This window comes from Nocardia sp. NBC_00416 (genome assembly GCF_036032445.1).
Lineage (GTDB): Bacteria > Actinomycetota > Actinomycetes > Mycobacteriales > Mycobacteriaceae > Nocardia.
Genome location: NZ_CP107932.1, coordinates 6,093,731 through 6,116,962, shown reverse-complemented (window position 1 = coordinate 6,116,962; position 23,232 = coordinate 6,093,731). Strand labels below are relative to the sequence as shown.

General features: G+C 68.0%; 21 protein-coding genes. 7 read left to right on the top strand and 14 right to left on the bottom strand.

Annotated elements, in window-relative coordinates; all coding sequences use genetic code 11:
• The first annotated feature begins 99 nt into the window (after positions 1-99).
• Positions 100-1,566 (top strand): type VII secretion integral membrane protein EccD, encoded by a 1,467-nt coding sequence (gene eccD / locus OG804_RS26440; RefSeq protein WP_328390966.1) that lies wholly within the window; start codon positions 100-102, stop codon positions 1,564-1,566.
• A 41-nt stretch (positions 1,567-1,607) separates the two neighbouring features.
• Complete coding sequence (gene mycP, locus OG804_RS26435) at positions 1,608-2,972, top strand: type VII secretion-associated serine protease mycosin (protein ID WP_442941909.1); 1,365 nt, start codon at positions 1,608-1,610, stop codon at positions 2,970-2,972.
• A 55-nt stretch (positions 2,973-3,027) separates the two neighbouring features.
• Here the strand turns inward: mycP and eccB are convergent, their stop codons facing one another.
• Complete coding sequence (gene eccB, locus OG804_RS26430) at positions 3,028-4,494, bottom strand: type VII secretion protein EccB (RefSeq protein ID WP_328390962.1); 1,467 nt, start codon at positions 4,492-4,494, stop codon at positions 3,028-3,030.
• A gap of 166 nt (positions 4,495-4,660) precedes the next feature.
• Between eccB and eccE the strand changes: the two genes are divergently transcribed.
• Entirely contained in the window at positions 4,661-6,292 is a 1,632-nt protein-coding gene (eccE, locus tag OG804_RS26425; protein WP_328390960.1) for a type VII secretion protein EccE, read from the top strand.
• Between the two features lie 18 nt (positions 6,293-6,310).
• On the opposite strand, the gene OG804_RS26420 is transcribed toward eccE, so the two are convergent.
• Positions 6,311-6,871 carry an NADPH-dependent FMN reductase gene (locus OG804_RS26420; protein WP_328390958.1) on the bottom strand — a complete coding sequence of 187 codons (561 nt, stop codon included), beginning with the start codon at positions 6,869-6,871 and terminating at the stop codon, positions 6,311-6,313.
• Positions 6,872-6,909: 38 nt separating this feature from the next.
• Positions 6,910-7,719, bottom strand: a complete 810-nt coding sequence (locus OG804_RS26415; RefSeq protein ID WP_328390956.1) for an S-methyl-5'-thioadenosine phosphorylase — start codon at positions 7,717-7,719, stop codon at positions 6,910-6,912.
• Positions 7,720-7,846: 127 nt separating this feature from the next.
• On the opposite strand from OG804_RS26415, the gene OG804_RS26410 reads away from it, so the two are divergent.
• A complete protein-coding gene (locus OG804_RS26410) occupies positions 7,847-8,200 on the top strand; it encodes a metal-sensitive transcriptional regulator (RefSeq protein ID WP_328390954.1) in 354 nt (117 codons plus the stop codon).
• Between the two features lie 48 nt (positions 8,201-8,248).
• On the opposite strand, the gene OG804_RS26405 is transcribed toward OG804_RS26410, so the two are convergent.
• From OG804_RS26405 to infA, 9 genes are all read right to left on the bottom strand, one after another.
• Complete coding sequence (locus OG804_RS26405) at positions 8,249-9,076, bottom strand: LLM class F420-dependent oxidoreductase (protein ID WP_328390952.1); 828 nt, start codon at positions 9,074-9,076, stop codon at positions 8,249-8,251.
• A gap of 102 nt (positions 9,077-9,178) precedes the next feature.
• Positions 9,179-10,015, bottom strand: a complete 837-nt coding sequence (gene truA / locus OG804_RS26400) for a tRNA pseudouridine(38-40) synthase TruA (RefSeq protein WP_328398759.1) — start codon at positions 10,013-10,015, stop codon at positions 9,179-9,181.
• 168 nt (positions 10,016-10,183) lie between these two features.
• Entirely contained in the window at positions 10,184-10,720 is a 537-nt protein-coding gene (rplQ, locus tag OG804_RS26395) for a 50S ribosomal protein L17 (protein ID WP_328390950.1), read from the bottom strand.
• Between the two features lie 50 nt (positions 10,721-10,770).
• On the bottom strand, positions 10,771-11,829 hold the full coding sequence (locus OG804_RS26390) for a DNA-directed RNA polymerase subunit alpha (RefSeq protein WP_328390948.1): 1,059 nt from the start codon (positions 11,827-11,829) through the stop codon (positions 10,771-10,773).
• 120 nt (positions 11,830-11,949) lie between these two features.
• Positions 11,950-12,555, bottom strand: a complete 606-nt coding sequence (gene rpsD / locus OG804_RS26385; protein ID WP_328390946.1) for a 30S ribosomal protein S4 — start codon at positions 12,553-12,555, stop codon at positions 11,950-11,952.
• A 22-nt stretch (positions 12,556-12,577) separates the two neighbouring features.
• The gene (gene rpsK, locus OG804_RS26380) at positions 12,578-12,991 is read right to left on the bottom strand and encodes a 30S ribosomal protein S11 (RefSeq protein ID WP_328390944.1); all 414 of its coding nucleotides are present in this window, start codon (positions 12,989-12,991) and stop codon (positions 12,578-12,580) included.
• Positions 12,992-13,001: 10 nt separating this feature from the next.
• A complete protein-coding gene (rpsM, locus tag OG804_RS26375; RefSeq protein WP_328390942.1) occupies positions 13,002-13,373 on the bottom strand; it encodes a 30S ribosomal protein S13 in 372 nt (123 codons plus the stop codon).
• A gap of 191 nt (positions 13,374-13,564) precedes the next feature.
• Entirely contained in the window at positions 13,565-13,678 is a 114-nt protein-coding gene (rpmJ, locus tag OG804_RS26370) for a 50S ribosomal protein L36 (RefSeq protein WP_025347279.1), read from the bottom strand.
• 106 nt (positions 13,679-13,784) lie between these two features.
• A complete protein-coding gene (gene infA, locus OG804_RS26365) occupies positions 13,785-14,006 on the bottom strand; it encodes a translation initiation factor IF-1 (RefSeq protein ID WP_003418601.1) in 222 nt (73 codons plus the stop codon).
• A gap of 792 nt (positions 14,007-14,798) precedes the next feature.
• On the opposite strand from infA, the gene OG804_RS32420 reads away from it, so the two are divergent.
• Positions 14,799-16,976 (top strand): nucleotide-binding protein, encoded by a 2,178-nt coding sequence (locus OG804_RS32420; protein WP_442941908.1) that lies wholly within the window; start codon positions 14,799-14,801, stop codon positions 16,974-16,976.
• Positions 16,977-17,047: 71 nt separating this feature from the next.
• On the opposite strand, the gene OG804_RS26355 is transcribed toward OG804_RS32420, so the two are convergent.
• On the bottom strand, positions 17,048-17,548 hold the full coding sequence (locus OG804_RS26355) for a DUF4254 domain-containing protein (RefSeq protein WP_328390937.1): 501 nt from the start codon (positions 17,546-17,548) through the stop codon (positions 17,048-17,050).
• 171 nt (positions 17,549-17,719) lie between these two features.
• Between OG804_RS26355 and OG804_RS26350 the strand changes: the two genes are divergently transcribed.
• Positions 17,720-18,526: a GntR family transcriptional regulator gene (locus tag OG804_RS26350; protein ID WP_328390935.1), complete on the top strand. Its 807-nt coding sequence runs from the start codon at positions 17,720-17,722 to the stop codon at positions 18,524-18,526.
• A 3-nt stretch (positions 18,527-18,529) separates the two neighbouring features.
• On the top strand, positions 18,530-19,132 hold the full coding sequence (locus OG804_RS26345; protein WP_328390933.1) for a GNAT family N-acetyltransferase: 603 nt from the start codon (positions 18,530-18,532) through the stop codon (positions 19,130-19,132).
• Positions 19,133-19,157: 25 nt separating this feature from the next.
• Here the strand turns inward: OG804_RS26345 and eccCa are convergent, their stop codons facing one another.
• Complete coding sequence (gene eccCa, locus OG804_RS26340; RefSeq protein WP_328390931.1) at positions 19,158-23,210, bottom strand: type VII secretion protein EccCa; 4,053 nt, start codon at positions 23,208-23,210, stop codon at positions 19,158-19,160.
• Positions 23,211-23,232: the final 22 nt, after the last annotated feature.

Sequence of the window (23,232 nt, the reverse complement as noted above, 5' to 3'; positions counted from 1 at the left end):
TCGACCTGCATTCTGCTGGCCGTGACGGGGGCACGCAACCCGCGATCTGCTTGGGAGAATGCGGGAAACCAGCAGGGTAGCGAAGAACTTGGGGGAAGCGTGACGCATGCGCGACTCGACCATATGGAGGAAGATTCCTCGCGGGGTATAGTCCGCGCACCGGATCTCACCAGGGTCACCATTCTGGCCAAACACACCCAGGTCGATATGGCCATTCCGGTCGATGTCCCGGTTGCCCTGGTCATTCCGAGCGTCGTCGACATGATCGCCGCCCACAGCCGGACCAACGACTTCGATAATCAGGGCGAACGCTACGAGCCCGCGGATTGGGTACTGGCCCGGATCGGCCAGCCACCGCTGTCGAACTCACTCAGCCTGGGGGAACAGGGTGTGCGCGACGGCGAACTGCTGATGCTGGAGAACTCCGCGAACACGGCGCCGACTCCGCTGTTCGACGACATCATGTACAACGTCGCCGTCGCCGACTCCGAACATTTCCGCGGTTGGAATCCCGAGACGGCGCGGATCACCGGATCGGTCCTGGCGGCGCTCACCGTGCTCGCGGGCTGCACCGGACTGCTGGCCGCGCCGGACGCGATGCCCGGCTGGATCACCGGAGCGATCGCACTGGGTGTGGCGGTGTTGTTCGTAGTCGCGGCGATGGTACTGAGCCGGGTGTACGGGGATCCGAAGACTTCGCTGGTGCTGGGCGGTTGCGCCCTGCCGCTGGCATTCACCGGCGGCATGCTGATCGTGCCGGACCACTACGACTGGGCCCACCTACTGCTCGGCGCCACCCTGCTCGGCGCCACGGCGATCCTGGCCTGGCGGGTCACCGGGGTGGGCCTCGGCCTGTTCATCGGCGCGGGCACCGTCGCGCTCTTCGCGATCCCCTCCGCACTGGTCGGACTGCTCGCCGCGCAACCGATGAAAGCCGTCGGCGCTGTGGTGGCGGCCGTCGGACTCGGCGCGCTGTCGCTGGCGCCGCGAATCTCTATGGCATTGGCGAAACTTCCGCTGCCGCCGGTGCCCTCCCCGGGTACGCCGATCGACCCCACCGAGGACGATCCCGACGACCACCGGGCCCTCCCGACCCTGGACGCCCTGCACGCGAAGTCCGCCCGGGCGCGCACCTATTTGAGTGGGTTGGTCACGGCGACAGCGCTTGTCACGGTGGTGGGCGCGCTGCTGGCCGCGGATCCGTCCTACGGCGGGTTCTACTGGCAGGGCATCGCGCTGGCGCTGGTGTGCGCAGCGGTTCTCATGTTCCGCAGCCGCACCTATGCCGGTGCCGAACAGGCGGTGATCCTGATCGTGGGCGGGGCCGCGATCCTACTGGCCATGCTGGTGGCGATGGCTTTCGTCGCCGACCTCCCGCTGGCCGCGTTCGGGGTTGCCATGGTCATGCTGATCGCGGCGCTGATCCTCGGCATCATCATCCCCAATCAGTCGGCGACCCCACCGATGCGGCGGGCCGCCGAACTGATCGAATACGGCTTCGTGGCCGCCGTGCTGCCGCTCGTGTTCTGGGTGACCGACCTCTACTCTCTCGTCCGCGGACTGTGAACCGGGGGGTCCGCGCCGCGGCGATGGCCGCGGCGCTCGGTATGAGCGCGTCGCTGGGGTTGGGATATCCGGTCGCGTATGCCGACCGGCCCGCACCCGTGGACCCCGGTCAACTCCCGGCGGGCGATCCGGCGAAACCCGCTCAGGCGACGGAACGCAAGGCCAATACCGCCTGCAACAACACTGTCGCCGGCGGCGGCGGACCGACGGTGCCGCCCGCCCAGGCGGGCCTCGATCTCACTCGGGCATGGCAGTTCTCCGAGGGCGCGGGGCAGGTGGTCGCGGTGATCGACACCGGCGTCGCCCGCCACCCGCGGCTGCCCGGTCTGCGCCCCGGCGGGGATTTCGTGGCCAACAGCGGTGACGGCACCGAGGACTGCGATGCGCACGGAACCATCGTGGCCGGCATCATCGGGGCCAGCCGACTGCCGGACGAAGGGTTTTCCGGAGTCGCCCCGGCGGCGACCGTTCTCACCATCCGGCAGACCAGCGATAAATATGTGAAGGCCGGCAGCAACAGCACCAAATCGCCGGAAGACCTCTCCAAAGAGGGATACGGCAATGTCGCCACCATGGCGCAGGCCGTTCGCCGAGCCGCCGACCTGGGGGCGACCGTTATCAACATCTCCGAGGTCGCCTGCAGTTCCAGCCCGATCTCCGACAGTTCGCTCGGCGCCGCGCTGGACTACGCGGTCCATCAGAAGAACGCGGTGGTGGTCACCTCGGCGGGCAATACCGATAACGACAATTGCAAGGGCAACACCGCGATCCAGGATCCGCTGCACCCCGCGGCCGACCCGTGGGGCAACGCCACCGTCAATGTCACTCCGGCCCGCTACGACGATCTCGTCCTGTCGGTCGGCTCGATCAACGCCAACGGCGCGCCCTCGGAGTTCACCGTGCCCGGGCCCTGGCTGAGTGTCGCCGCGCCGGGTGAGAACATCGTCTCCCTGGATGTGCACAGCGGCGGAGTCATCAACGGCACGGTCAATGCCCAAGGCGCACAGCAGACGATCAACGGCACCAGCTTCGCGGCCCCCTACGTTTCCGGGGTGGTCGCGCTGGTCCGCTCCCGGTTCCCCGAACTCTCCGCGGTCGAGGTCATGAAGCGGATCCAGGCCACCGCGCACGCGCCCGCCGAAGGCTGGAACTCGTATGTGGGATACGGCGCCGTCGATCCCATCGCGGCCCTGACCAACGAGGTTCCCGACGAACTGCGACCCAAGCAGCCGAATCCGGCGATCAGCAAACAGCTCGCTGTCCCCGCGCCGCCCACCCCGCCGGACCATACGGCGCGCAATGTGGCGCTCATCGGAAGCGGAATCATCGGCGGCAGCCTGATTCTCGGCTATCTGGCTTCGTTCCCCGCCCGCCGCCGCTTCGGAGTCGGCGAAGACGACGCCTGATCGGGCGATCCGAACCGCACAACCGGGAAGTCCGGCCGCGACCGGCCGGGCGAGGCTACTTCGAAGCCACCGGTTGCGCGGCCGGTGCCGGGTCCGGCGCGACCCCGTCGTGCGCTACTAGTGCTTCTTCCCGCCCCAGACTCGGTCCGGACGCCAGGAGGCCGACTATCGGCCAGGGCGCGGGCTCGGCTTTCTCCGGCATCCCCAGCGCCTTCGCGGCGTCGGCGTTCTTGATGCCGTAGCGCACGCCGGTATCGGCTATATAGAAGACGCTGTCCTTACGCTGGCTGTCCGGCTCGATACCGGTGGTCTGCACATACGCGCCCGTACCGGGCGCCAGGTACGCGGAGTCCACATTCTGTCCCGAGCCGTCCGCCTGCGCCAGCGGAACCAGTTTCGCTTTATCCGCCATCGGCAGGCTCACCCCGGTGATCACCTGCAGTTCCGCACGGGTACCGGTGTTCTCCCCGGCCTCGGGGATCGGCTTCCAGGACAGGCAGCTCACCGGCTGATCCTTGGCTTCGAGAACGCTGGGCGCGGTCTGCGGGTAGGTCTGCACGTGCAGGACGTCCAACAGTTTCGCCCCGGTCCGCTCGGACTGGTCGATCGCGTAATCGGTGGAGGACTGCGGGGTCGAGTTGCGGATGATCTCGGCGGTCAACGGGGAGATCTCCTGCAAACCGTCGGCGAGTACCACGTAGTTCACGGTGGTCGAGCCGCCCACCTGCACAACGTCACCGATGCGGTGACCGCTGATCTCGTACCCGGGCGTGCCGCCGGGATCGGCGAAGGTCTGCCGTTCGATGGCCGGCACCTCGGGAATCGAATTGATCAGGCCCTCGCTCACCGGCCGCGGTGCGACACCGGTGATGTCGAGGGCGTCGGTAACCGCGCGGTCGTTCATATCGACGCGGGCGCGTTTCCTGTCGTAGATCAGGTAGGTGTGGTGCTCGCCCTGCACCAGCAGGGCCTTGCCCGGCTCCATGACCGACGCCTTCGCGCCCAGCTCGAGACCGCCCGCCAGTACCGAGGTGGTCCGGTCCTGGCTACCGTCGATCTTCATATCGTCGCAGATGGTCCACTGCCGGCCGCCGCCCGCGGCGTCGAAGTGGATCGAGCCGGGCGCACCCGGAATACCGATCAGCTGGCCCCTGGCCTTCTTGCCGATCTCGGCTTCCTTCACGATCGAGGCGTCCGGGGCCTCCCCCGCGGCCAGCCGGGCCGAGGCCAGATTCAACGCCGGATGCACCACGTCGTTCAGCACCACATAGACAGCGCCGGATTCCTTGCCGATGAGGATCGTATTCTTGTCGATCTTGTCCTGCGGCCGCAGCAACGCCAGCACCCCACAACCCGCGAGAACCACCACGGCCAGCACCAACCCCACCACATAGGCGCGCACCTGGGAACGCATGGGATCGTGGAGCATCCGCACGTCCCGCCGCACCAGCGCATGCTCCATGCGGCGGACCAGAAAGTTGTAACCGCTGATCTGCCACCTGGTTGTGGGCTTTGAAGGCATCGTCTTCCCCCGAACTGTGCTGGTGCTCGCCGAACACAGTACAGTTCCCGGGGACGTAGTTCAGCTCGGCCGCCGATAATCGGCCGACACCGGGTACCTGGGGGCTCAGATGGCCGTTGCCGCTGCTGTGGGGCGCAGGCGCAGCCTGCTTTTCGGGCGTATCTCGATGCGTAATCTACTCGTCGCACAGGTATTCGCGCTCGTCACAGGCACTGTCGCGCTCATCGCCGGGACGAACGCGTGGATCGCGCTGGGGGTCGCGCTCGTCGCCGGGGCGATCCCGCTGATCCCGATAGGCCGCCGGGTACTGCTGGATTGGGTCGGCACCTGGTGGAACTACCGGGCGCGTCGCGAGTACAGCATCGGTGACAGCAACGACTTCCGCGGACCCGACGACCGATCGCTCGGTCTCTACTGGGACGAGAGCCGCGTCGTCGCGGTCGTCGAGGTGCTGCCGCCGCGCGGCGGGCTGACCCGGATCGACCGCGCCGCGGTGCACGCGTCCCACCTGCTGCCCATGGCCGAACTGGCGGTCTGCCTGGCCCAGCACGATATTCTGCTCAGCGGTATCGACATCATCAGTCACGGCCATCGCAGCCGCTCCGGAACTCCGGCCGGCGCCATCTACGAATCCTTGCTGGGACCACTGCCGGCCACGGCGCATCGCACGGTCTGGCTGGCGATCGGATTCGATATGGTCGACTGCCCCGGCGCCGCGAATCGCCGTGGTGGAGGCGACGAGGGAGCCGCGCGTTCGGTGACCATCGCGACCCAGCGGATCGTGCGGACTCTCGACGACGCCGGTTGCGGTTCCCGCGTGCTGACCGCGTCGGAGATCCGGTCGGCCGTGCGGCAGGTGATCCACGGATCCGACGCGCGTGAACTCACCCATCGCTGGCGGCACGCCGAACTCGGCAACAGTGTGAACATCGGCGCCGCCATCGACCCGAAACAGCTGGGCTCGGAGATCCTTTCGCAACTGTGGGTGGCCGAATCCCGCGGGACCACGGTCGCGGTGCGGCTGCGTCCCGGGAGCACGGCCGACACCGTGCACGTCGGCGCGGCCTGGCGGTCGACCCTGCGGGAACTTCCGGAGAAGACGAAAACCAAGGGCATGGTGTCGATGCACGGCCGGCACCGCGACGCGCTGCTCGCGCATCTGCCGATCGGCGTGCCCGATGTCGAGGATATGGTGCCGACCGCCGAATACCCGATCGAGGTGCTGGACGCACTGGCCCTGCCGTCGTCGGGATGCGGCCAGCTGATCGGCTCGGACGACGAAGGCAACGGGGTGGCCCTGCGACTCGTCGGCGCCGGGGTCTCGGCGGTGTACGTCGCGGGCGAACTGTATCTCGCACAGCAACTGGTCTTCCGGGCGCTGGCGGTGGGCGAACGGATCCTGGTGCGCACCGACCGGCCGCAGGCCTGGTACCAGCTGATCGAAACGATCGGAAATCCGGAACGGCTGATGCTGGCCGTGGAAATGCACCAGTCGGACGCCATGTTCACCGCGACGGTGGTGGACGGGGTGCTCGCACCGGCGCCACACGCCGGTATCACCACGATCTATGTCACGGGGGACCCGATGGGCTGGCCGGCCACCAAACCGGACCTGTCCATCCAGCAACCGGGGGCGATCGGCAACCGGGTGGTGCTGCGCACGGCCACCACCCAGATCCCACTCAATCTGGTCTCGATTCCCCGGGAGCACACCTACATCGGCGAACCGCGGACACGGCAGCAGGCCGCGCCACCGGCCGGGCCGGCGCAGGGTCAGGTTCGCCAGCCTCAGCGGTGACGGTCGCTCCCCCGCACCTCAGCCCGGGTAGGGGTCGGCTGTGCGTGCCGTGCGCAGCGCCCGTCCCCACCAATCCAGCTGGGTGAGCATGCGCTCGGCGGCATCGATGGCAGCGCCGTCGCCGGTGTTCCCGTTCGCGTCGAATTGTTTGCGCGCGCGGTGGAAACTCACCGATTCGCGCACCGAGACCATGTGGATCTCGGCCACCACCTGACGCAATTGCTCCACGGCCCGAAGCCCGCCGGCGAGCCCACCGTAGGAGACGAAACCGATGGGCTTGGCACGCCATTCGTGTTTCGCGCTGTCGAGCGCGGTTTTCAGCGACGCCGGATATCCGTGGTTGTATTCCGAGGTCACCACGGCGAAAGCGTCCGCGGCGGCCAGCCGGTCCCGGAACCGGGCGGTTTCCGGTGTTTCGGTGAGGTCCGGCGGGAGCGCACTGTCCAGCAGGTCGAGCACGCCGGTGTCGAATTCGGGACGAGCACGGGCGGCGCGTACGAACCAGTCGGCGACCACGGGTGCGAACCGTTCGGGCCGGACGCTGGCGACGATCACCTCGAGTCGGAGCGGCGTATCCACCGCACGAGACTAGCCCGCGGCCGGGCCGCGGGCCGGCGTCACGGCAGGTCGAAGGGCAGGGCGACCCCGGCGTGGACTCGGCAGTGGGCGCAGGTCTCGGCATCGGGGATCGCGGCGACCGCATTGTGGACGAGTTCCTTGAAGGGCCCGATATTGCGTTCGAACTCGGCGAACACCTCCGCGGCGCGCACGCCTTCGCCTTCGGTGACGCCGGCATCCAGGTCGGTGACCAGGGCGATCGCGGCGTAACACATCTCCAGTTCGCGGGCGAGTACCGCTTCCGGGTAGCCGGTCATATTGACCAGCTCCCAGCCCTGGGCGGCGAACCACCGGCTCTCGGCCCGGGTGGAGAAGCGCGGCCCCTGGATCACGGCCATGGTGCCGTGTGGATGAACGTGGACGGCGCTGTCCGCGGATTTGATCGCGACGGCGCGCAGGTCGGTGCAGTAGGGGTCGGCGAAGGAGACGTGGATGCCGTTGCTGTCGAAGTAGGTCTGGGCGCGGCCGGAGGTCCGGTCGACGAGTTGGTCGGGGATGACCACGGTGCCCGGCCCCCAGTCCGGGCGGAGACTGCCGACGGCGCACGGCGCGAAGATCCGGCGGACGCCGAGCGAGCGCAGGGCCCACATATTCGCCTGGTAGGGCACGGTATGCGGGGAGTATTCGTGGCGTGTCCCGTGTCGCGGCAGAAAGGCGACCGGGCGGCCCTCGACGGTTCCGACGGCGATCGGCGCGCTCGGGTCGCCGTACGGGGTGCGTACCGTGACCGAGTCCGTCGCGCCGTCGAAGAAGTCGTAGAATCCACTACCGCCGATAACAGCCAGCGCGGGCCGCTCCTGGGAAGTCATGGGGCCGATTCTTCCGCGTCCGGCCCGTGATCGCACAGGCGAGGGGTCGTACCTGACAAGCGGCGCCGTCCCATGTACCCTCGGGGGGTATGAACGGTCCTCTCGACCGGTGCAGAGGAGACAAGCGGTGACTTCCAACCCCACCCCGGCGCAACCCGGCGGCACGCCAGCGGCCGGCGAGACGGGCCACGATCACGCAAGCCACGGCTACATCACCGCGAAGGACGACTACCTCAAACGCCTGCGCCGGATCGAGGGCCAATCGCGCGGCCTGCAGCGGATGGTCGAAGAGGAGAAGTACTGCATCGATATCCTCACCCAGGTCGCCGCCATGACCAAGGCGTTGCAGGCGGTCGCCATGGGACTGCTCGAGGATCATCTGAGCCACTGTGTGGTCGACGCGGCGGCCGCCGGCGGCCCGGAGGCCGAGGCCAAGATCAAGGAAGCGACGGACGCGATCGCGCGCCTCGTCCGCTCCTGACCTCGGCCCGGCCGCCTTCCCGACCGGCCCTAGACCAAGGGCCGGAATTCAGGACCGCGCGATGAGCAGCGGCGCCAGCGCACGCAGTGCGGCGAGATAGTCATCGCCCAGCGCCTGGAGGGCGAGATGGTCGGCGCCCGCTTCGATATGAGCGCGGGCCTGTGTGGCGACCTGCTCGGCGCTCCCGTGGACGGCCAGCGCGTCCAGCAGGCGGTCGCTGCCCGGTTTCGCGAGATCCTCGTCGGTGTAGCCGAGACGCCGCAGGTTGGTGGTGTAGTTGCGCAGGCCGAGGTACATCTCCACCACGCCGCGACCGGTGGCGCGGGCGCTTTCCGGATCGGTGTCCACGACCAGCTTCTGCTCGGGGACCAGCAGTGCGTCACCGACGATCTCGCGCGCCTGCGCGGTGTGTTCCGGTGTGGTGAGGTAGGGCAGCGCGCCCGCGGTGCGGTCCGCGGCCAGTTTCAGCACCTTCGGCCCCAGCGCGGCGAGCATCCGGCCCGATACCGGGACCTTCGCCTCGTCCAGCTCGTCGAGGTATTCGACGAGCGCCTCGTACGGAGAACGGTAGGGGGCGTTGGATTCGGGATGGCCGGCGCCGATACCGAGCACGAAACGCCCCGGGAAGCGCCGCTCGATCCGGTGGAAGGATTCCGCGACCTCCGCGGCGGGCGCGGTCCAGATATTGACGATACTGGTCCCCACCTTCAGCGTTTCGGTGGCGGCCAGCAGATCCTCCACGACCGGGAGTTCGGACTCGGGGGACCCGCCGAGCCAGAGCGCGCCGTAGCCGAGCCGCTCGAGTTCCGCGGCCGCGTCAGGAGTGAACAACTTGTAGTAGCGCCATACGCCGTACTTTCCGAGTTCGATCGTCATGACTACCGCAACCTTGTCGTCGGGGGATATTGTTCCGGCACCGACCATATCCCCGGCCGGGCGCCGAACCGGGCAGCCGCCGCGCCCCCGACCTGTATTCCGCTATCCCCCACAGCAGTCACCGGCGGGGACGGACCGCACTTCCCGGGTCTGCGCGTTGCGCGCAGCGAGCTCCGATTCGGCCGGATAGTCGACCGCGACGAGGCTGAGCCCGTGTGCCGGCGCCACCGTGACCGAACTCGATCGGGTTCGCTCCCCGAGCAGCCCCGCGACCCACTCCGGCGTCCGCCGCCCCTCCCCCACCGCGAGTACGGCGCCCACCAGGCTGCGCACCATCGACCAGCAGAACGCGTCCGCGCTCACATACGCGTCGAGACGATCGCCCTCGCGCACCCAGTCGTAGCGCTGGAGTTCGCGAATTGTGGTCGCGCCCTCCCGGCGGCGGCAGAAGGCCGCGAAATCGTGCAGACCCAGCAGGGCGTGCGACGCCACCCGCATCGCTTCGAGATCGACCGGGCGGCAGCCCACCACGCTGCTGGCGGACAGCGGATCCGCGCCGTAGGGAGCCGTCGTGAGGCGGTAGACGTAATGGCGGCGTACCGCCGAGAAACGCGCGTCGAATTCCCCGGGAGCCGTTCGGATTCCAGTGATCCGCACATCCTTGGGCAGGAATTTCGCCATTCGATGGACCAGTTTGTCCGCGTCCACCTCCGCCGCGGTATCGAAATGGGCGACCTGCCCCTCGGCGTGCACGCCGGCATCGGTGCGCCCCGCGACCGTCAACTGCACCGTTTCCCGCAGCACCTTCCCCAGCGACTCTTCCAGCACCCCCTGGACGGTGCGGAATCCCGGCTGCCGGGCCCATCCCTGGAACTCGGTGCCGTCATAGGAGATATCCAGCCGCAACCGTGACGTCGGCGGGTCCGGCTCCGGACGCATCCCCGATTCGGCGGCAGACCCGGCCGAATCGGCCGTCCCGGCGGTCGCGCCGCGTTCATGTTCGCTCACCAGATACTCCTCCGGAAATGGGGCGAGCCCGCACGCCCCGGAGGGCGGCGGGCTCGTCGACGAACCGTGGACACGGTGACCGGGTCCACGGCAGGCGGATTACGCCTTGTCGTCGGCCTTCTCTTCGGCCGCGGCTTCCTCGGCCGGAGCCTCCGCCGTCTCGGCGGCGGTCTCGGTCTCGGCCTCGGCGGCGGTCTCGGTCTCGGCCTCGGGGGCCTGCTCCTCGACCTTCTGCGACGCGGCCACCCGGCGAGCGCGATCGGCCTCGCTGGTCACGGTCTGTTCCCGGACCAGCTCGATGATCGCCATGGGCGCGTTGTCACCCTTGCGGGGCAGGGTCTTGACGATCCGGGTGTAGCCGCCGCTGCGGCCCTCGAACGACGGACCGATCTCGGCGAAGAGATCGTGGACGACGTCCTTGTTCCGGATCACCTTGAGTACCTCGCGGCGGTCGGCCAGCGTACCGGCCTTGGCCTTGGTGACCAGTTTCTCGGCGTAGGGGCGCAGCGCCTTGGCCTTGGCCTCGGTGGTCGTGATCCGACCGTGCTCGAAGAGCGCCGTGGCCAGATTGGCGAAGATCGCCTTCTGGTGCGACGCCGACCCGCCGAAGCGAGCACCCTTCTTGGGCTTGGGCATTGTGGGTTCTCCTTGATTAAGGCCGTTCCGGGGCGCCTACCCCGCCGGGCCTAGAGCTGTTCGGTTTCGGCGTAGTCCTGCTCGCCGCCGTCGTTATCGCTGAAAGTGCCGCTGTCGGACCAGGTTCCGGTGCTCGCGTCGTAGCCGACCACGCTCGACGGATCGAACGAGGCGGGGCTGTCCTTGAGCGAGAGGCCGAGCGCGTGCAGCTTGACCTTGACCTCGTCGATGGACTTCTGGCCGAAGTTGCGGATATCCAGCAGATCCGATTCGGTACGCGCCACCAGCTCGCCGACGGTGTGCACACCCTCGCGCTTCAGGCAGTTGTAGGAGCGGACCGTCAGGTCCAGGTCCTCGATCGGCAGCCCGAAGGAGGCGATGTGATCCGCCTCGGCCGGGGAGGGGCCGATCTCGATGCCTTCGGCCTCGACGTTCAGCTCACGGGCCAGGCCGAACAGCTCGACCAGGGTCTTGCCCGCCGAAGCGAGCGCGTCCCGCGCACTGATGGAGTTCTTGGTCTCCACGTCCAGGATGAGCCGGTCGAAGTCGGTGCGCTGTTCGACACGGGTGGCCTCGACCTTGTAGGTCACCTTGAGCACCGGCGAGTAGATCGAATCCACCGGGATCCGGCCGATTTCCGCACCGGTCGCCTTGTTCTGCACCGCCGGGACATAACCGCGACCGCGTTCGACGACGAGCTCGATCTCGAGCTTGCCCTTGTCGTTCAGGGTGGCGATATGCATATCCGGGTTGTGCACGACCACGCCCGACGGCGGCACGATGTCATCGGCGGTGACGGCCCCCGGGCCCTGCTTGCGCAGGTACATGGTGACCGGCTCGTCCTCCTCCGAGGACACGACCAGGCCCTTGAGGTTCAGGATGATGTCGGTGACATCCTCCTTCACCCCGGGCACGGTGGTGAACTCGTGCAGAACGCCGTCGATGCGGATGCTGGTCACCGCGGCCCCCGGGATCGAGGACAGCAGGGTGCGCCGCAGCGAGTTACCGAGGGTGTACCCGAAACCCGGCTCGAGCGGTTCGATGGTGAACTTCGACCGGTTGTCGGCGACGACCTCTTCGGTGAGGGTCGGACGCTGGGAAATCAGCATAGGATCAATCCTCCTGTTTTGGGCGCCCGCTATTTGACGCCTCGTCTAGGGGTTGTGCGGGCCGTCGCGGATCGGCGGCCCGCACCAGCGGCGCAACTTCACGCCGAGTAGAACTCGAAATTACTTCGAGTAGTACTCGACGATCAGCTGTTCCTGCAGCGGTACATCGATCTGAGCGCGCTCCGGCACGGAGTGCACCAGGATGCGCAGCCGGCCCGGAAGAACCTGCAGCCAGCCGGGGACCGGGCGGTCGCCCACGGTCTCCCGCGCGACCTGGAACGGCAGGGTCGCCAGCGACTTCTCCTTGACATCGATGATGTCGTACTGGGTCACCTGGAACGAAGGCACGTTGACCTTCTTGTTGTTCACCAGGAAGTGGCCGTGGCTGACCAGCTGGCGGGCCTGCCGGCGGGTACGGGCCAGACCGGCGCGGTACACGACGTTGTCCAGCCGGGTCTCGAGCAGGCGCAGCAGGTTGTCACCCGTCTTGCCCTTGAGGCGGTTGGCTTCCTCGTAGTACCGGCGGAACTGCCGCTCCATGACGCCGTAGGAGAAGCGGGCCTTCTGCTTCTCCTGCAGCTGGAGCAGGTACTCGCTCTCCTTGATGCGCGCGCGGCCGTGCTGGCCGGGCGGGTAGGGGCGACGCTCGAAAGCCTGGTCACCGCCTACCAGGTCGACGCGCAGGCGACGCGATTTGCGGGTGATGGGTCCGGTGTAACGGGCCATTGTGCTCTACCTTCCTTCCCGCTTAGACGCGACGCCGCTTGGGCGGACGGCAGCCGTTGTGCGGCTGCGGAGTGACATCGGAGATCGTGCCGACCTCCAGGCCGGCGGCCTGGAGCGAACGGATCGCGGTCTCGCGGCCCGAACCCGGGCCCTTGACGAATACGTCGACCTTCTTCACACCGTTCTCCTGCGCCTTGCGGGCCGCGTTCTCGGCGGCCAGCTGCGCGGCGAACGGGGTCGACTTGCGCGAACCCTTGAACCCGACGTGACCGGAGGACGCCCAGGAGATGACGTTGCCGGCCGGGTCGGTGATGGACACGATCGTGTTGTTGAACGTGCTCTTGATATGCGCGTGACCGTGCGGGACGTTCTTCTTTTCCCTGCGGCGCGACTTCTGGCTCTTCTTCGGGCCGGAGGCCCGTGACTTCGGAGGCATCGCTTATCCCCTACTTCTTCTTGCCGGCGACGGTGCGCTTGGGACCCTTACGGGTACGCGCGTTGGTCTTGGTGCGCTGGCCGTGTACAGGCAGGCCACGACGGTGGCGCAGACCCTGGTAGCAGCCGATCTCGATCTTGCGACGAATATCGGCCTGGACCTCACGACGCAGGTCGCCTTCGACCTTGAGGGACGAGCCCTCGATGTAGTCACGCAGCTGCGAGACCTGCTCGTCGGTGAGATCCTTCGAGCGCAGATCCGGGCTGACGCCGGTGGCGGCCAGGATCTCCTTGGAGCGGGTACGACCGACGCCGTAGATGTAGGTCAGTGCGATCTCCATGCGCTTCTCGCGCGGGAGGTCGACGCCCATGAGACGTGCCATCTGGCATTTCCTTAATTGTTGCGGAGGTCTGCTCCCTGTCCGTCCCCTCGTCTGGTGGGGCCCCGGCCTCCGTTCCGGGGGTAGGCACGCACACTTTCCGGAGAGATCCCGGATGAATCCTCAGTGTGCGGCTGGAGCTGGGAGTTCTTCTGTGTGCCAGTCCGAACCGCGTTCGGTGCTCGGCGCCGGTGTCAGCCCTGCCGCTGCTTGTGCCGCAGGTTGTCGCAGATCACCATGACCCGGCCGTTACGCCGGATCACCTTGCACTTTTCGCAGATCTTCTTGACGCTCGGCTGAACCTTCACGTCCGTCCAATCTTTCGTGTGGTCCACACCACGGGGGTGTGAACACAGTTGACCCCGGTCGGGTACGACCGGGGAAATCTCGGAGAGCGAGCCGGGGCCCACTCGTTCACTTGTAGCGGTAGACGATCCGACCGCGGGACAGGTCGTACGGTGACAACTCGACGACGACCCGGTCCTCCGGCAGGATACGGATGTAGTGCTGCCGCATCTTGCCGCTGATATGCGCGAGGACCTTGTGCCCGTTCTCGAGTTCGATCCGGAACATCGCATTCGGCAACGGCTCGACAACCCGCCCCTCGACCTCGATGGCCCCGTCTTTCTTCGCCATATCCTCCGCGATCCCGGTTACACTCAACCTGGTCTGATTGCCTGGTACTGCCCGGTGCACCGGCCGAAGCACGCGAGTGCTCACCGCAGGACGGCCCACACTGCACTGCAGTGATGACCACAACCGATCGCACACGAACAGGCGGCGCTTTGATACACCGCCTGGCCAGCTTACCGGTAGGTATGGGATCGGGCAAAAAGGGGTACTCCGCGCGACGCGTCACGCGGCCCCGGCCCGAGTCCCGGCGCTGAGTCGAATGGGACTTGTCGCGTAAACTGGCCGCTGACCGAGGACGACCATTCCAGGAGGGGACCGGTGAGCCGCAGTAACGACGGCCTCCCCATGCTGCCACCGTGGCTGGCCGATACCGAAGTCACCGGGGTCGGCCAGGGGAATTTCCGCAATTACGAGCCGCCGCCCGTCCAGAACCTCCCCCAGGACGAGGTCATCCCCGAGACCCCGGAGCCGCCGGACGGTTTCTTCAGCCGTCGCGGCCGCGACGAGGAGCGCGCCTCCGACGACGACAGGAAAAAGGGTAAGGGTTGGTTCCGCAACAAGAACAGGGACCAGCCCTCGCTCGAAGATCGCGTCGGGGAACTGCTGCCGAACAGCAACGGCCCGCGGCCGTCGCAGCGCAACGACTGGGCCGAGGGGACCCAGCGGCACGAATGGGCGACGCCACCCGCTGATACGCCCGATGCCGCCGAACCGGCCCGGCAACCGGATCCGTTCCAGCAGGAAGTTCGCGGCGTCCCGCCCGGGCAGTTCCCGCCCGGTGACCGGTCGGGCCCCATGGTTCCCCCGCCACCCGCACCGACCGGGCCCGCCCCGGCCCCGCAGTGGGGTCCGGACGGAGGTCCCCATCCGGGCCCGCAGTGGGGTCCCGGCGGAGATCCCGGGCAACCGAACCTCCAGGAACAGCAGCGCCCCGGACCGGATCCGAGCCGGCAATCGAGCCCTCGTTTCGACGACGTCGGCGGGTACACCGGCCAGCCGGCTCCGGCGCCCGGCCTCCCGGATCTGCCCGTACGGCATCCGGCCGACCCGGGGCCGGAATTCGACCGGCTGCGCCCCCACCATTCGATCCCGCCGCAGCCCGGCCCCGAGCCGGCGGCGAACACCTCCGATTCGATCCCGCCGCAACCCGGCCCCGAGCCGGCGACGAACACCTCCGACGTGCCCGCGTGGATGAACGCGCCGGTCGAAGGCGCCGCCACCACGTCCCCCGCTCGGCCGCCCCTCCTGCCACCGCCGCCACCGCTGCCGGACGCGCCGCCCACCGGCGGCTCGGACACCGGCGCCACGGGTACCGACGCGAACCCGACCGCCCAGCAGCCGCTGCGACGCCTGCCCGATCTGCCGCCGGCGCCGACGGAATTCCCGGCCGCCACCGAAGCCGCCGGCCCCGACGCCTCGGCGCCGCCGGCCACTCCCCCGCCCGCTCCCGTCACGACTCCGGCTCCCGGCCCGGCCGACGCTCCCGATCCCTTCGTCGCACCGGTGAGCGGCCCCCCTGCCACCGCGCCGGAGAGTGCGCCCCCGGCGCACCCCGAGCCCGGGCCGCCGGAGAGCATGCGCGCGCCGGAGAGTGCTCCGCACTCGTACGACAGCTTTTCGACCGGCGTCGGCGACTCGGTACCGCCCGACTTCCACGCCCCGGCTCCCCACGACGGCGGCCCCCGGCGGCAGGCGCCGGAAGCCGCGCCCCCGGCCCCTGCCGAGGGCGCGCCGGGGCAGCAGTGGCGGGCGCCCGAGCAGGAACGGCCCCAGCCGCCAGGTCCCCAGTACCCCGGACAGCAGCAGTCGTGGCAACAGCCCCCGGGGCCGGCGGGTCCGTTCCGCGGGCCGGCGGGTCACGGCGGGCCCGGCCCCGGTCAGCCGCCCCCGAACAACCCCGCTGGGCCGCAGTGGCAGAACCAGCCGCTCACCCCGCCACAGCAGCAGGCCGGCGCGCCCCCGGCCTGGCAGCAGCAGGGCAGGCCGCCCGGGCAGCAGTGGCAGCAGAACCCGGGGCAGTTCGGCGCGGCGGGCCCCGGCGGCGGACCGTCGCTCGACGATGTCTCGGTACGACGCGCGAAGAAGGCATCCGGCCAGGGCTGGCGCAAGGTGGTGCACCACGCGTCCGGCGGCCGGATAAATCCGGGCATATCCGCCGAGGAGCGGCGGCTGCAGGAGTTGGTGGCGCGGATCCGGCAACCGGTGCGCGGCGACTACCGGATCGCGGTGCTGTCGCTGAAGGGCGGTGTCGGCAAGACCACCACCACGATCGGGCTCGGCTCGACCTTCGCGTCCGTGCGTGGTGACCGGGTGATCGCGGTGGACGCGAACCCCGACTTCGGCACGCTGTCGCAACGGGTTCCGCTGCAGACTCGGTCCACGGTGCGCGATCTGCTGCTCGATCCGGCTATCGAGCGCTATTCGGATGTGCGGCGGCACACCTCGCAGGGGACCAGCCGGCTGGAAGTACTTGCCAGCGAGCGGGATCCGGCCGCGTCGGAAGCATTCAACGAGGACGAGTACCGGGCGGTGGCCCGGATCTTGCAGCGGTTCTACAACATCATCCTCACCGACTGCGGTACCGGTCTGATGCATTCGGCGATGGCCGGGGTACTGCAACTGGCGCATTCGCTGGTGCTCATCTCGCCGACCGCGATCGACGGTGCGCAGAGCGCGTCGGCCACGCTGGACTGGCTTTCGCTGCACGGCTACCACCATCTGGTGCAGAACGCCGTGGTGGTGATCAACTCGCCGCGCGACGGCTCGCCGAATATCGATGTGCAGCAGTTGCGGCAGTACTTCCTGTCCCGCTGCCGGGCCGTGCACATGATCCCGTTCGACCCGCATATGTCCGAGGGCGCGGAGATCGATCTGGTGCGGTTGAAGAAAGAGACCAAGCGCGCGTACGTGGAATTGGCGGCGACCGTGGCCGACGATTTCACGCAGAGCTACCGGCCACACCAGGGCGGGTGAATCCCGCGCTCGTATCGGGCGCGGGTAGCGGACCCCGTGGCCGGCCGTGGCGGCGGCCGGTCACGGGGTGCTCACCACTCCGGCAGTCGTCGCCTTCCAGCCAGTACGTCGCCGACCAGCGCGTCGTAGGCATCGGCCAGTTCGGCCAGATGATGCCAGGCGCCGTGCAGGAGTTCGTCGTCCGCGTCCAGGGTCATCAACGCGTGGTGGGCGCGGACCGCGGATTCGGCCAGCCGATCGATGATCGCGCCGACGGTCTCGGTGTGCAGGGTGACACCGAGCCGGTGCTGCGGAACATTGCGTCCCACCCAATCATCGATCGCCAGCACCAATTCCATCCGGCGCCGTTCGATCTCGACCAATCGGTCGGGATCGGTGACAATCGATCCGCCGCGGCCCACCAGCCTTCGCTCGTGGAGTACGGCCAGATCACGGGCATACCAGAGCAGCTGACCCCCGACGACCCGGTGGCCGCGCGCCGCGCGCACCAGTAAGTCCGAATTCGGCAGCGGACCGGGAGACCCGGTCTGCGCCAAGGGATCAGCGACGCGCTGGGCGCCGGGAAGAGCCATTACGACTGTTGTATCCGAACCTGTCACGGTTGCCTCGCCGTTCATCGCCGCACAACACCGGGTCAGTACGTTGATTACAATAAACCGCGAAAGGCTACTGTCAAGCGATAAAGGCCCCCCTGGACACGAAAAGCGTACACTTCGTTATCTGGAGACCACCCGAGGAGCACGATGGCGGACGGTCCGACGTATCGGCGGATCGCGGACCACCTCCGCGAGGAGATACGAGCAGGCAAGTGGCAGCCGGGGAATCGCTTGCCCAGCCACACCGAACTCGCCGAGCAGATGAAGGTTTCGCTCACCACGGCACGCAACGCGATCCAGGTGCTGGTCGCCGAGAATCTCGTCTATACGGCCACTTCCCGGGGCACCATCGTCCGCAGCCGGGAAGTGCTGGAATCCGTGGTCACCGACCATATCCGCCCGGATCGACCGCGGGCCGGCCACGATATCTTCGAGGAGATCGCGCGCGCCGCGGGCCGCGTGCCGACCAAGGAATTCAGCGCGCGGATGGAACCTGCGGACCAGCGTGTCGCGCAATGGCTGGGCATCCCGGTGGATTCGTGGGTACTGGCCCGGACCGTCGTACAGTTCCTGGACAACGAGCCGTGGTCGTGGGAGGTGAGTTTCTATCCGCGAGATCTGGCCGAGGCCACCGGGATCGATTCACCGCACGATATCGCCGAGGGAACGACACGCCGCCTCGCCGACCGCGGTCAGGGCGAGACCGCGTACCGCGACTCGCTCGTCGCACGTCCGGCCGGCGCGGAGGAGGCGGCGATACTCGGCGTCGCCATCGGCACCATCCTGCTGGACCACCTGCGGGTCGGCGCCAACCACCAGCGCGTCACCCGGGTGACGCGCCATCGCTCCATCGCGGCCAGTAACCGGCTGGCCTACGAACTCGGTGATTCCGGCGGAACAGCGGTGATCCGAGGTGTGCTGGATCAGACCGATCGGTCCGAGATATGGTTTTAGCTCATGACGGTGCAGATTCGTCCGGCCGCCTGCCATGACCTGGACCTGATCTGCCGCCTGCGGCTCCAACGCTCCTCGTGGCTGGCCGCCCGCGGCTCGGACCAGTGGTCGACGGCGGCTTCCGGGCTCTCGATCGACTATTTCGCGTGCGCCGTGCGCCGAGCCGTATCCGACTGGGAAACCTGGATCGCCGAGGTGAACGGGGAACCCGCCGGGACCATCACCATCAACGACCGCGCGGACCGGGAGTTGTGGACCATGGCCGAACTGGCCGATTCGCTGATCGTGCACTATCTCATCGTGGATCTGCGCTACGCGGGACACAGTGTCGGACAGCATCTGCTGGCCCATGCGGCGGCACTGGCGCGCGCGCACGGACGGCACTGGGTGCGGCTGGACGCCTGGACCACCAACTACGAACTGCACGCCTACTATCAGCGCGCCGGGTTCCGGCTCGCCCGGATCGCCGACCCGGACAACCGGAGTCCCTCGTGTGCGCTGTTCGAACGGCATGTCGACCGGTGGCTGGTGGACGACGGCGGTGTCGGCGGGTTCCCGATGACGCCGCTCGCGCGCTACCCGATCGTCCTGCCCGCGCTCGGCTGAGCGCGGGCGCCACCGCACCGGAGGGTCACAGCGGATCCAGATGAGCGATATGCACCATCTCGATACCGCGGCTGCGCGATACCAGGGTGCCGCGACCGGGCGGCAGTTTGCCGGGGCGCACATCCCCGATCAGTTTACCCTCGTCCTTGGATCCGCTCATGATCAGCGTTTCCACGGACATGTTCTTCATGGTGCCCAGGATCGGGTCGTACAGGGCGCGTGACACCCCGCCGATCCGCCGGGTGACCACGAGGTGCATACCGATATCGCGGGCCTGCGGCAGGAACTCGATCAACGGCTGGAACGGGTTGGTGCTGCCGGCGGCGACCATATCGTAGTCGTCGACCACGATGTAGATCTCCGGTCCGCTCCACCAGCTGCGATCCCGCAACTGCTGCGGAGTGATATCGGATCCGGGAATGCGCTTGGCCAGGTAGGCGGCGACTTCTTTGATCATCGGAGCACAGGTCTGCGAGGAGGTGGAATATCCGGCCAGCTGGTCGCCCTCGATGACCCCGAGCATGGTGCGGCGGTAGTCGATCATGATCACCCGGGCCGTTTCGGCGGTCGAGTTCTCGGTGATGCCCATGACGATATTGCGCAGCAGGGTGGTCTTACCGCATTCGACATCGGCGAACGCCATGAAATGCGGTTCGGCGTTGAAATCCATGACCAACGGCTGCAGTTCGGACTCGCCCAGACCCACCACGATCCGGGTCGCACTGGATTCGATGCCCTGCGCGCGCGCCTGGTCGAGCAGGTCGGCCCGCTCGAACTTCAGCGGCAGCATCCGGACCTCGGGCGCGCGGCGGTTCGCGTACAACTGCGCCAATTCGGTGCGCGCCCCGGTCACCCCCTCCGCGACATTGCCGGCATCGGAGTTGGAGTCCAGCCTGGGCAGTGCGATGAGCATGTGCAGATGGTCGGCGGTGAGGCCCCGGCCCGGCCGCCCCACCGGCACCTGATGGGCTACCCGGCGGCCCATTTCCGAATCGGTGGGGTCGCCGAGACGCAATTCGATCCGGGTGCCGATCTGATCCTTGATCACCGGCCGGATCTCGGCCCAGCGCGAAGCGCCGATCAGCAGGTGGATGCCGAACGAAAGACCCTGCCCGGCAATGGCATTGATCTGCGGCTCCAGGACGTCGAATTCCTCCCGCATCGCCATCCAGCCGTCGATCACCAGGAACACATCGCCGAACGCGTCCTCGGGGAACGGGTCGGTGATGCCCTGTTGCAGAGCGGCGAACTTCCGGCGGCGATATTCGGCCATGGACTCGATGCCGTGCTCGGCGAACCGCTCTTCACGCTGACGCATGAGCGAGGTGAGTTCGGCGATGGTCCGGCGGACCCGGTCGCCGTCGAGCCGCCCGGCCACCGAACCGACATGGGGAATCCCGACGAGACCGGTCATACTGCCGCCACCGAAATCCAGGCAGTAGATCTGTACTTGTTCGGGGGTGTGCGTGGCGGCGGCCGCCATGATGATGGCCCGCAGCGTCGTCGACTTACCTGACTGCGGACCGCCCACCACCGCGACATTGCCCTGCGAACCGGCCAGATTGATGGTGAGCACATCGCGGCGCTGCTCGTACGGTTTGTCGATGACGCCGATCGGCATCCACAACTGGCCGTGCCGATTGACCGGCGACCGCCAATCGGGCTCCGGCAGCAGCATATCCACCGTGGGCGACTCGTCCAGCGGCGGCAGCCACACCTCGTGGGCGGGCCGGCCGTGCCCGGTCAGCCGCTTCACGACGACGTCGAGCAGGGAGTCCGGTACGCCCTCGCCCTCCAGGGCGGCGGCCGACATCTGCGAGGGCGGTGGCGGCAGTTCGAGCAGCGGATTCCCCGCGGCCGGCGACGCCTGGTCGTCCACCGGGATCTCGGGCAACTCGACCGGCGCCGCGGTGAACATCGCCGGGCGCTGCCGGGCGAGCGGGCTGCCGTCCTCCCCGGTGACCGTCCCGTGGGGCGCCTCGTACTGACCGGAAACATAGCTGGCGTTGAAACGCAACGGGTCGGAGGCGTCGCTCTTCAGGTAGCCCGAGCCGGGGACACTGGGCAGATGGTAAGCGTCGGTGATACCCAGCACGGCCCGCGACTCGTTGGCCGAGAAGGTACGCAGGCCGATCCGGTACGACAGATGGGATTCCAGGCCGCGGAGTTTGTTCTCCTCGAGTCGCTGCGAGGCCAACAACAGATGGACGTGCAGCGACCGGCCGAGGCGGCCGATCATCACGAACAGTTCCGCGAAATCCGGTTTCTGTGACAGCAGTTCGGAGAACTCGTCGACGACGACGAACAGGGCCGGTAGCGGGTCCAGCGGAACACCGGCGGCGCGCGCTTTCTCGTAATCGGTCACATTGGCGTAGTTGCCGGAGGACCGCAGCAGTTCCTGGCGGCGGTTCATCTCACCGGCCAACGCGTCTTTCATACGGTCGACCAGGGAGAGTTCCTCTTCCAGGTTGGTGATCACCGCCGCGACATGCGGCAGCGGATCGAGACCCAGGAAGGTCGCGCCGCCCTTGAAGTCGACCAGGACCAGGTTCAGCGCGTCGGGAGAATGGGTCGCCACCAGCGAGAGCACCAGCGTGCGCAGGAATTCCGATTTACCCGAACCGGTCGCGCCGATGCACAGACCGTGCGGACCCATACCGTTCTCCGCGGACTCCTTGATATCGATCTCGACCGGTGTGCCGTCGGGAGTGATGCCGATCGGCACTCGCAACCGTTCCCGGGCGGTACGCGGACGCCACACCCGGGCCGGGTCGATCTGCGCGGCGTCGGAGATCTTCAGCAAGGCCATCAGTCCGGGGTCGGCGGTGGTGCCCTCGCCCAGACTCACGATCTGCGCCGCGGTCGCCAACCGGTATCGGGCCAGCGCCCGCGAAAACGATTCGGCCTCGGCGGTGCTCACCTCGTCGGCCGTGGCGAAACGCTCCACCCCGGCCGCGCTCTTCGCCGAGACCTCGGCGTCCGCACAGACCAGTTGCAGGCCGCGCCGCGCCGCCAGACCGGTCTCGGGGGCGGTGAGATCCAGTACGGTCACCGAGTCCAGGCCCGATTCGGCGACCAGCCGCTCATTGCCGCTGACGTAGCCGTCGTCGATCACGACAACCAGGTGCAGCCGCCCCTGGGTCGGCTGCGGGTTGCGCATGAAGCGGCCCCGCTCGATCAGTTCGGCCGAGAGCGCGGTCTCCAGCTCACCCAGCGACTGGTACATCATCCGCACCGTGCCCATACCGTCGCGCTGGGTCGGATGCTGCAGATGGGGCAGCCATTTCGCCCAGGACCAGATCGGTGCGTCGGGGTCGCTGCAGACCACCGCGATGGCCAGGTGGTCCGGGCCGTGGAACGTCGCCAGTTCCATGAGCATGGCACGCACCAGGGTGTGCGATTCGCCGGGATCGCCACCGATGTTGATAGCCGGGAAGGCGCGCAGCGACACCGCGGTCGGCAACCGGTGCACCACCGAGTGGGTACGTACGAACCGGCGCAGCGCCACCGTGGACACCGGCTCCAGATCCTCGAGCGGGCCGGTTTCCGGGCGGGCGAGTTTGGTGGCGAGGCGGTGACTGCCCACCCCGACCCGGACATGACCGAAATCGGGGTCGTTGGGGCGGCGCTCCCACATCCGGCGAGTACCCACCAGCGACGGCAGGTCGGCGGGTTCGGGGTGGCTCCACTCGAGCGATTCGAGCTGTTTGCCGCCGGTGCGGCGCACATCCCGGCGGACCTGGTCCAGATACCGGAAGTAGTCCTTACGTTCCTCGTTGAGTTCGACCGCGCGTTTGCCCCCACCGCCGCGGAAGCCCGCCATCATGCCCACCATCGACATGATCATCATCATCGGGAACATCATCATGAAGGGGTTGGCGAGCAGGTTCCGGCCCATCATGGCCATCATCCCGATCATCCCGACCACCATGACCACCATGACCACCGGCATGATCTTCGTCATCAGTGGCGCCGGGACGGCGCGCGGAACCTCCGGGGGCGCGGTCAACGCCACCTCACCGCCGGGAGCCCGGGGCGGGGCGATACGGGGGCGGCGCACGAAGCCTTCGGTAGCCATGGTTCCTTCTTCGATCGGCGAC

What these genes read in the sequence shown, in the direction of transcription:
- mycP (WP_442941909.1), top strand. Translation starts at nt 1,608, where the DNA reads ATGAGCGCGTCGCTGGGGTTGGGATATCCGGTCGCGTATGCCGACCGG.
- eccB (WP_328390962.1), bottom strand. Translation starts at nt 4,494, where the DNA reads ATGCCTTCAAAGCCCACAACCAGGTGGCAGATCAGCGGTTACAACTTT.
- eccE (WP_328390960.1), top strand. Translation starts at nt 4,661, where the DNA reads ATGCGTAATCTACTCGTCGCACAGGTATTCGCGCTCGTCACAGGCACT.
- OG804_RS26415 (WP_328390956.1), bottom strand. Translation starts at nt 7,719, where the DNA reads ATGACTTCCCAGGAGCGGCCCGCGCTGGCTGTTATCGGCGGTAGTGGA.
- OG804_RS26405 (WP_328390952.1), bottom strand. Translation starts at nt 9,076, where the DNA reads ATGACGATCGAACTCGGAAAGTACGGCGTATGGCGCTACTACAAGTTG.
- truA (WP_328398759.1), bottom strand. Translation starts at nt 10,015, where the DNA reads ATGCGTCCGGAGCCGGACCCGCCGACGTCACGGTTGCGGCTGGATATC.
- rplQ (WP_328390950.1), bottom strand. Translation starts at nt 10,720, where the DNA reads ATGCCCAAGCCCAAGAAGGGTGCTCGCTTCGGCGGGTCGGCGTCGCAC.
- OG804_RS26390 (WP_328390948.1), bottom strand. Translation starts at nt 11,829, where the DNA reads ATGCTGATTTCCCAGCGTCCGACCCTCACCGAAGAGGTCGTCGCCGAC.
- rpsD (WP_328390946.1), bottom strand. Translation starts at nt 12,555, where the DNA reads ATGGCCCGTTACACCGGACCCATCACCCGCAAATCGCGTCGCCTGCGC.
- rpsK (WP_328390944.1), bottom strand. Translation starts at nt 12,991, where the DNA reads ATGCCTCCGAAGTCACGGGCCTCCGGCCCGAAGAAGAGCCAGAAGTCG.
- rpsM (WP_328390942.1), bottom strand. Translation starts at nt 13,373, where the DNA reads ATGGCACGTCTCATGGGCGTCGACCTCCCGCGCGAGAAGCGCATGGAG.
- infA (WP_003418601.1), bottom strand. Translation starts at nt 14,006, where the DNA reads ATGGCGAAGAAAGACGGGGCCATCGAGGTCGAGGGGCGGGTTGTCGAG.
- OG804_RS32420 (WP_442941908.1), top strand. Translation starts at nt 14,799, where the DNA reads ATGGTTCCCCCGCCACCCGCACCGACCGGGCCCGCCCCGGCCCCGCAG.
- OG804_RS26355 (WP_328390937.1), bottom strand. Translation starts at nt 17,548, where the DNA reads ATGGCTCTTCCCGGCGCCCAGCGCGTCGCTGATCCCTTGGCGCAGACC.
- OG804_RS26350 (WP_328390935.1), top strand. Translation starts at nt 17,720, where the DNA reads ATGGCGGACGGTCCGACGTATCGGCGGATCGCGGACCACCTCCGCGAG.
- OG804_RS26345 (WP_328390933.1), top strand. Translation starts at nt 18,530, where the DNA reads ATGACGGTGCAGATTCGTCCGGCCGCCTGCCATGACCTGGACCTGATC.
- eccCa (WP_328390931.1), bottom strand. Translation starts at nt 23,210, where the DNA reads ATGGCTACCGAAGGCTTCGTGCGCCGCCCCCGTATCGCCCCGCCCCGG.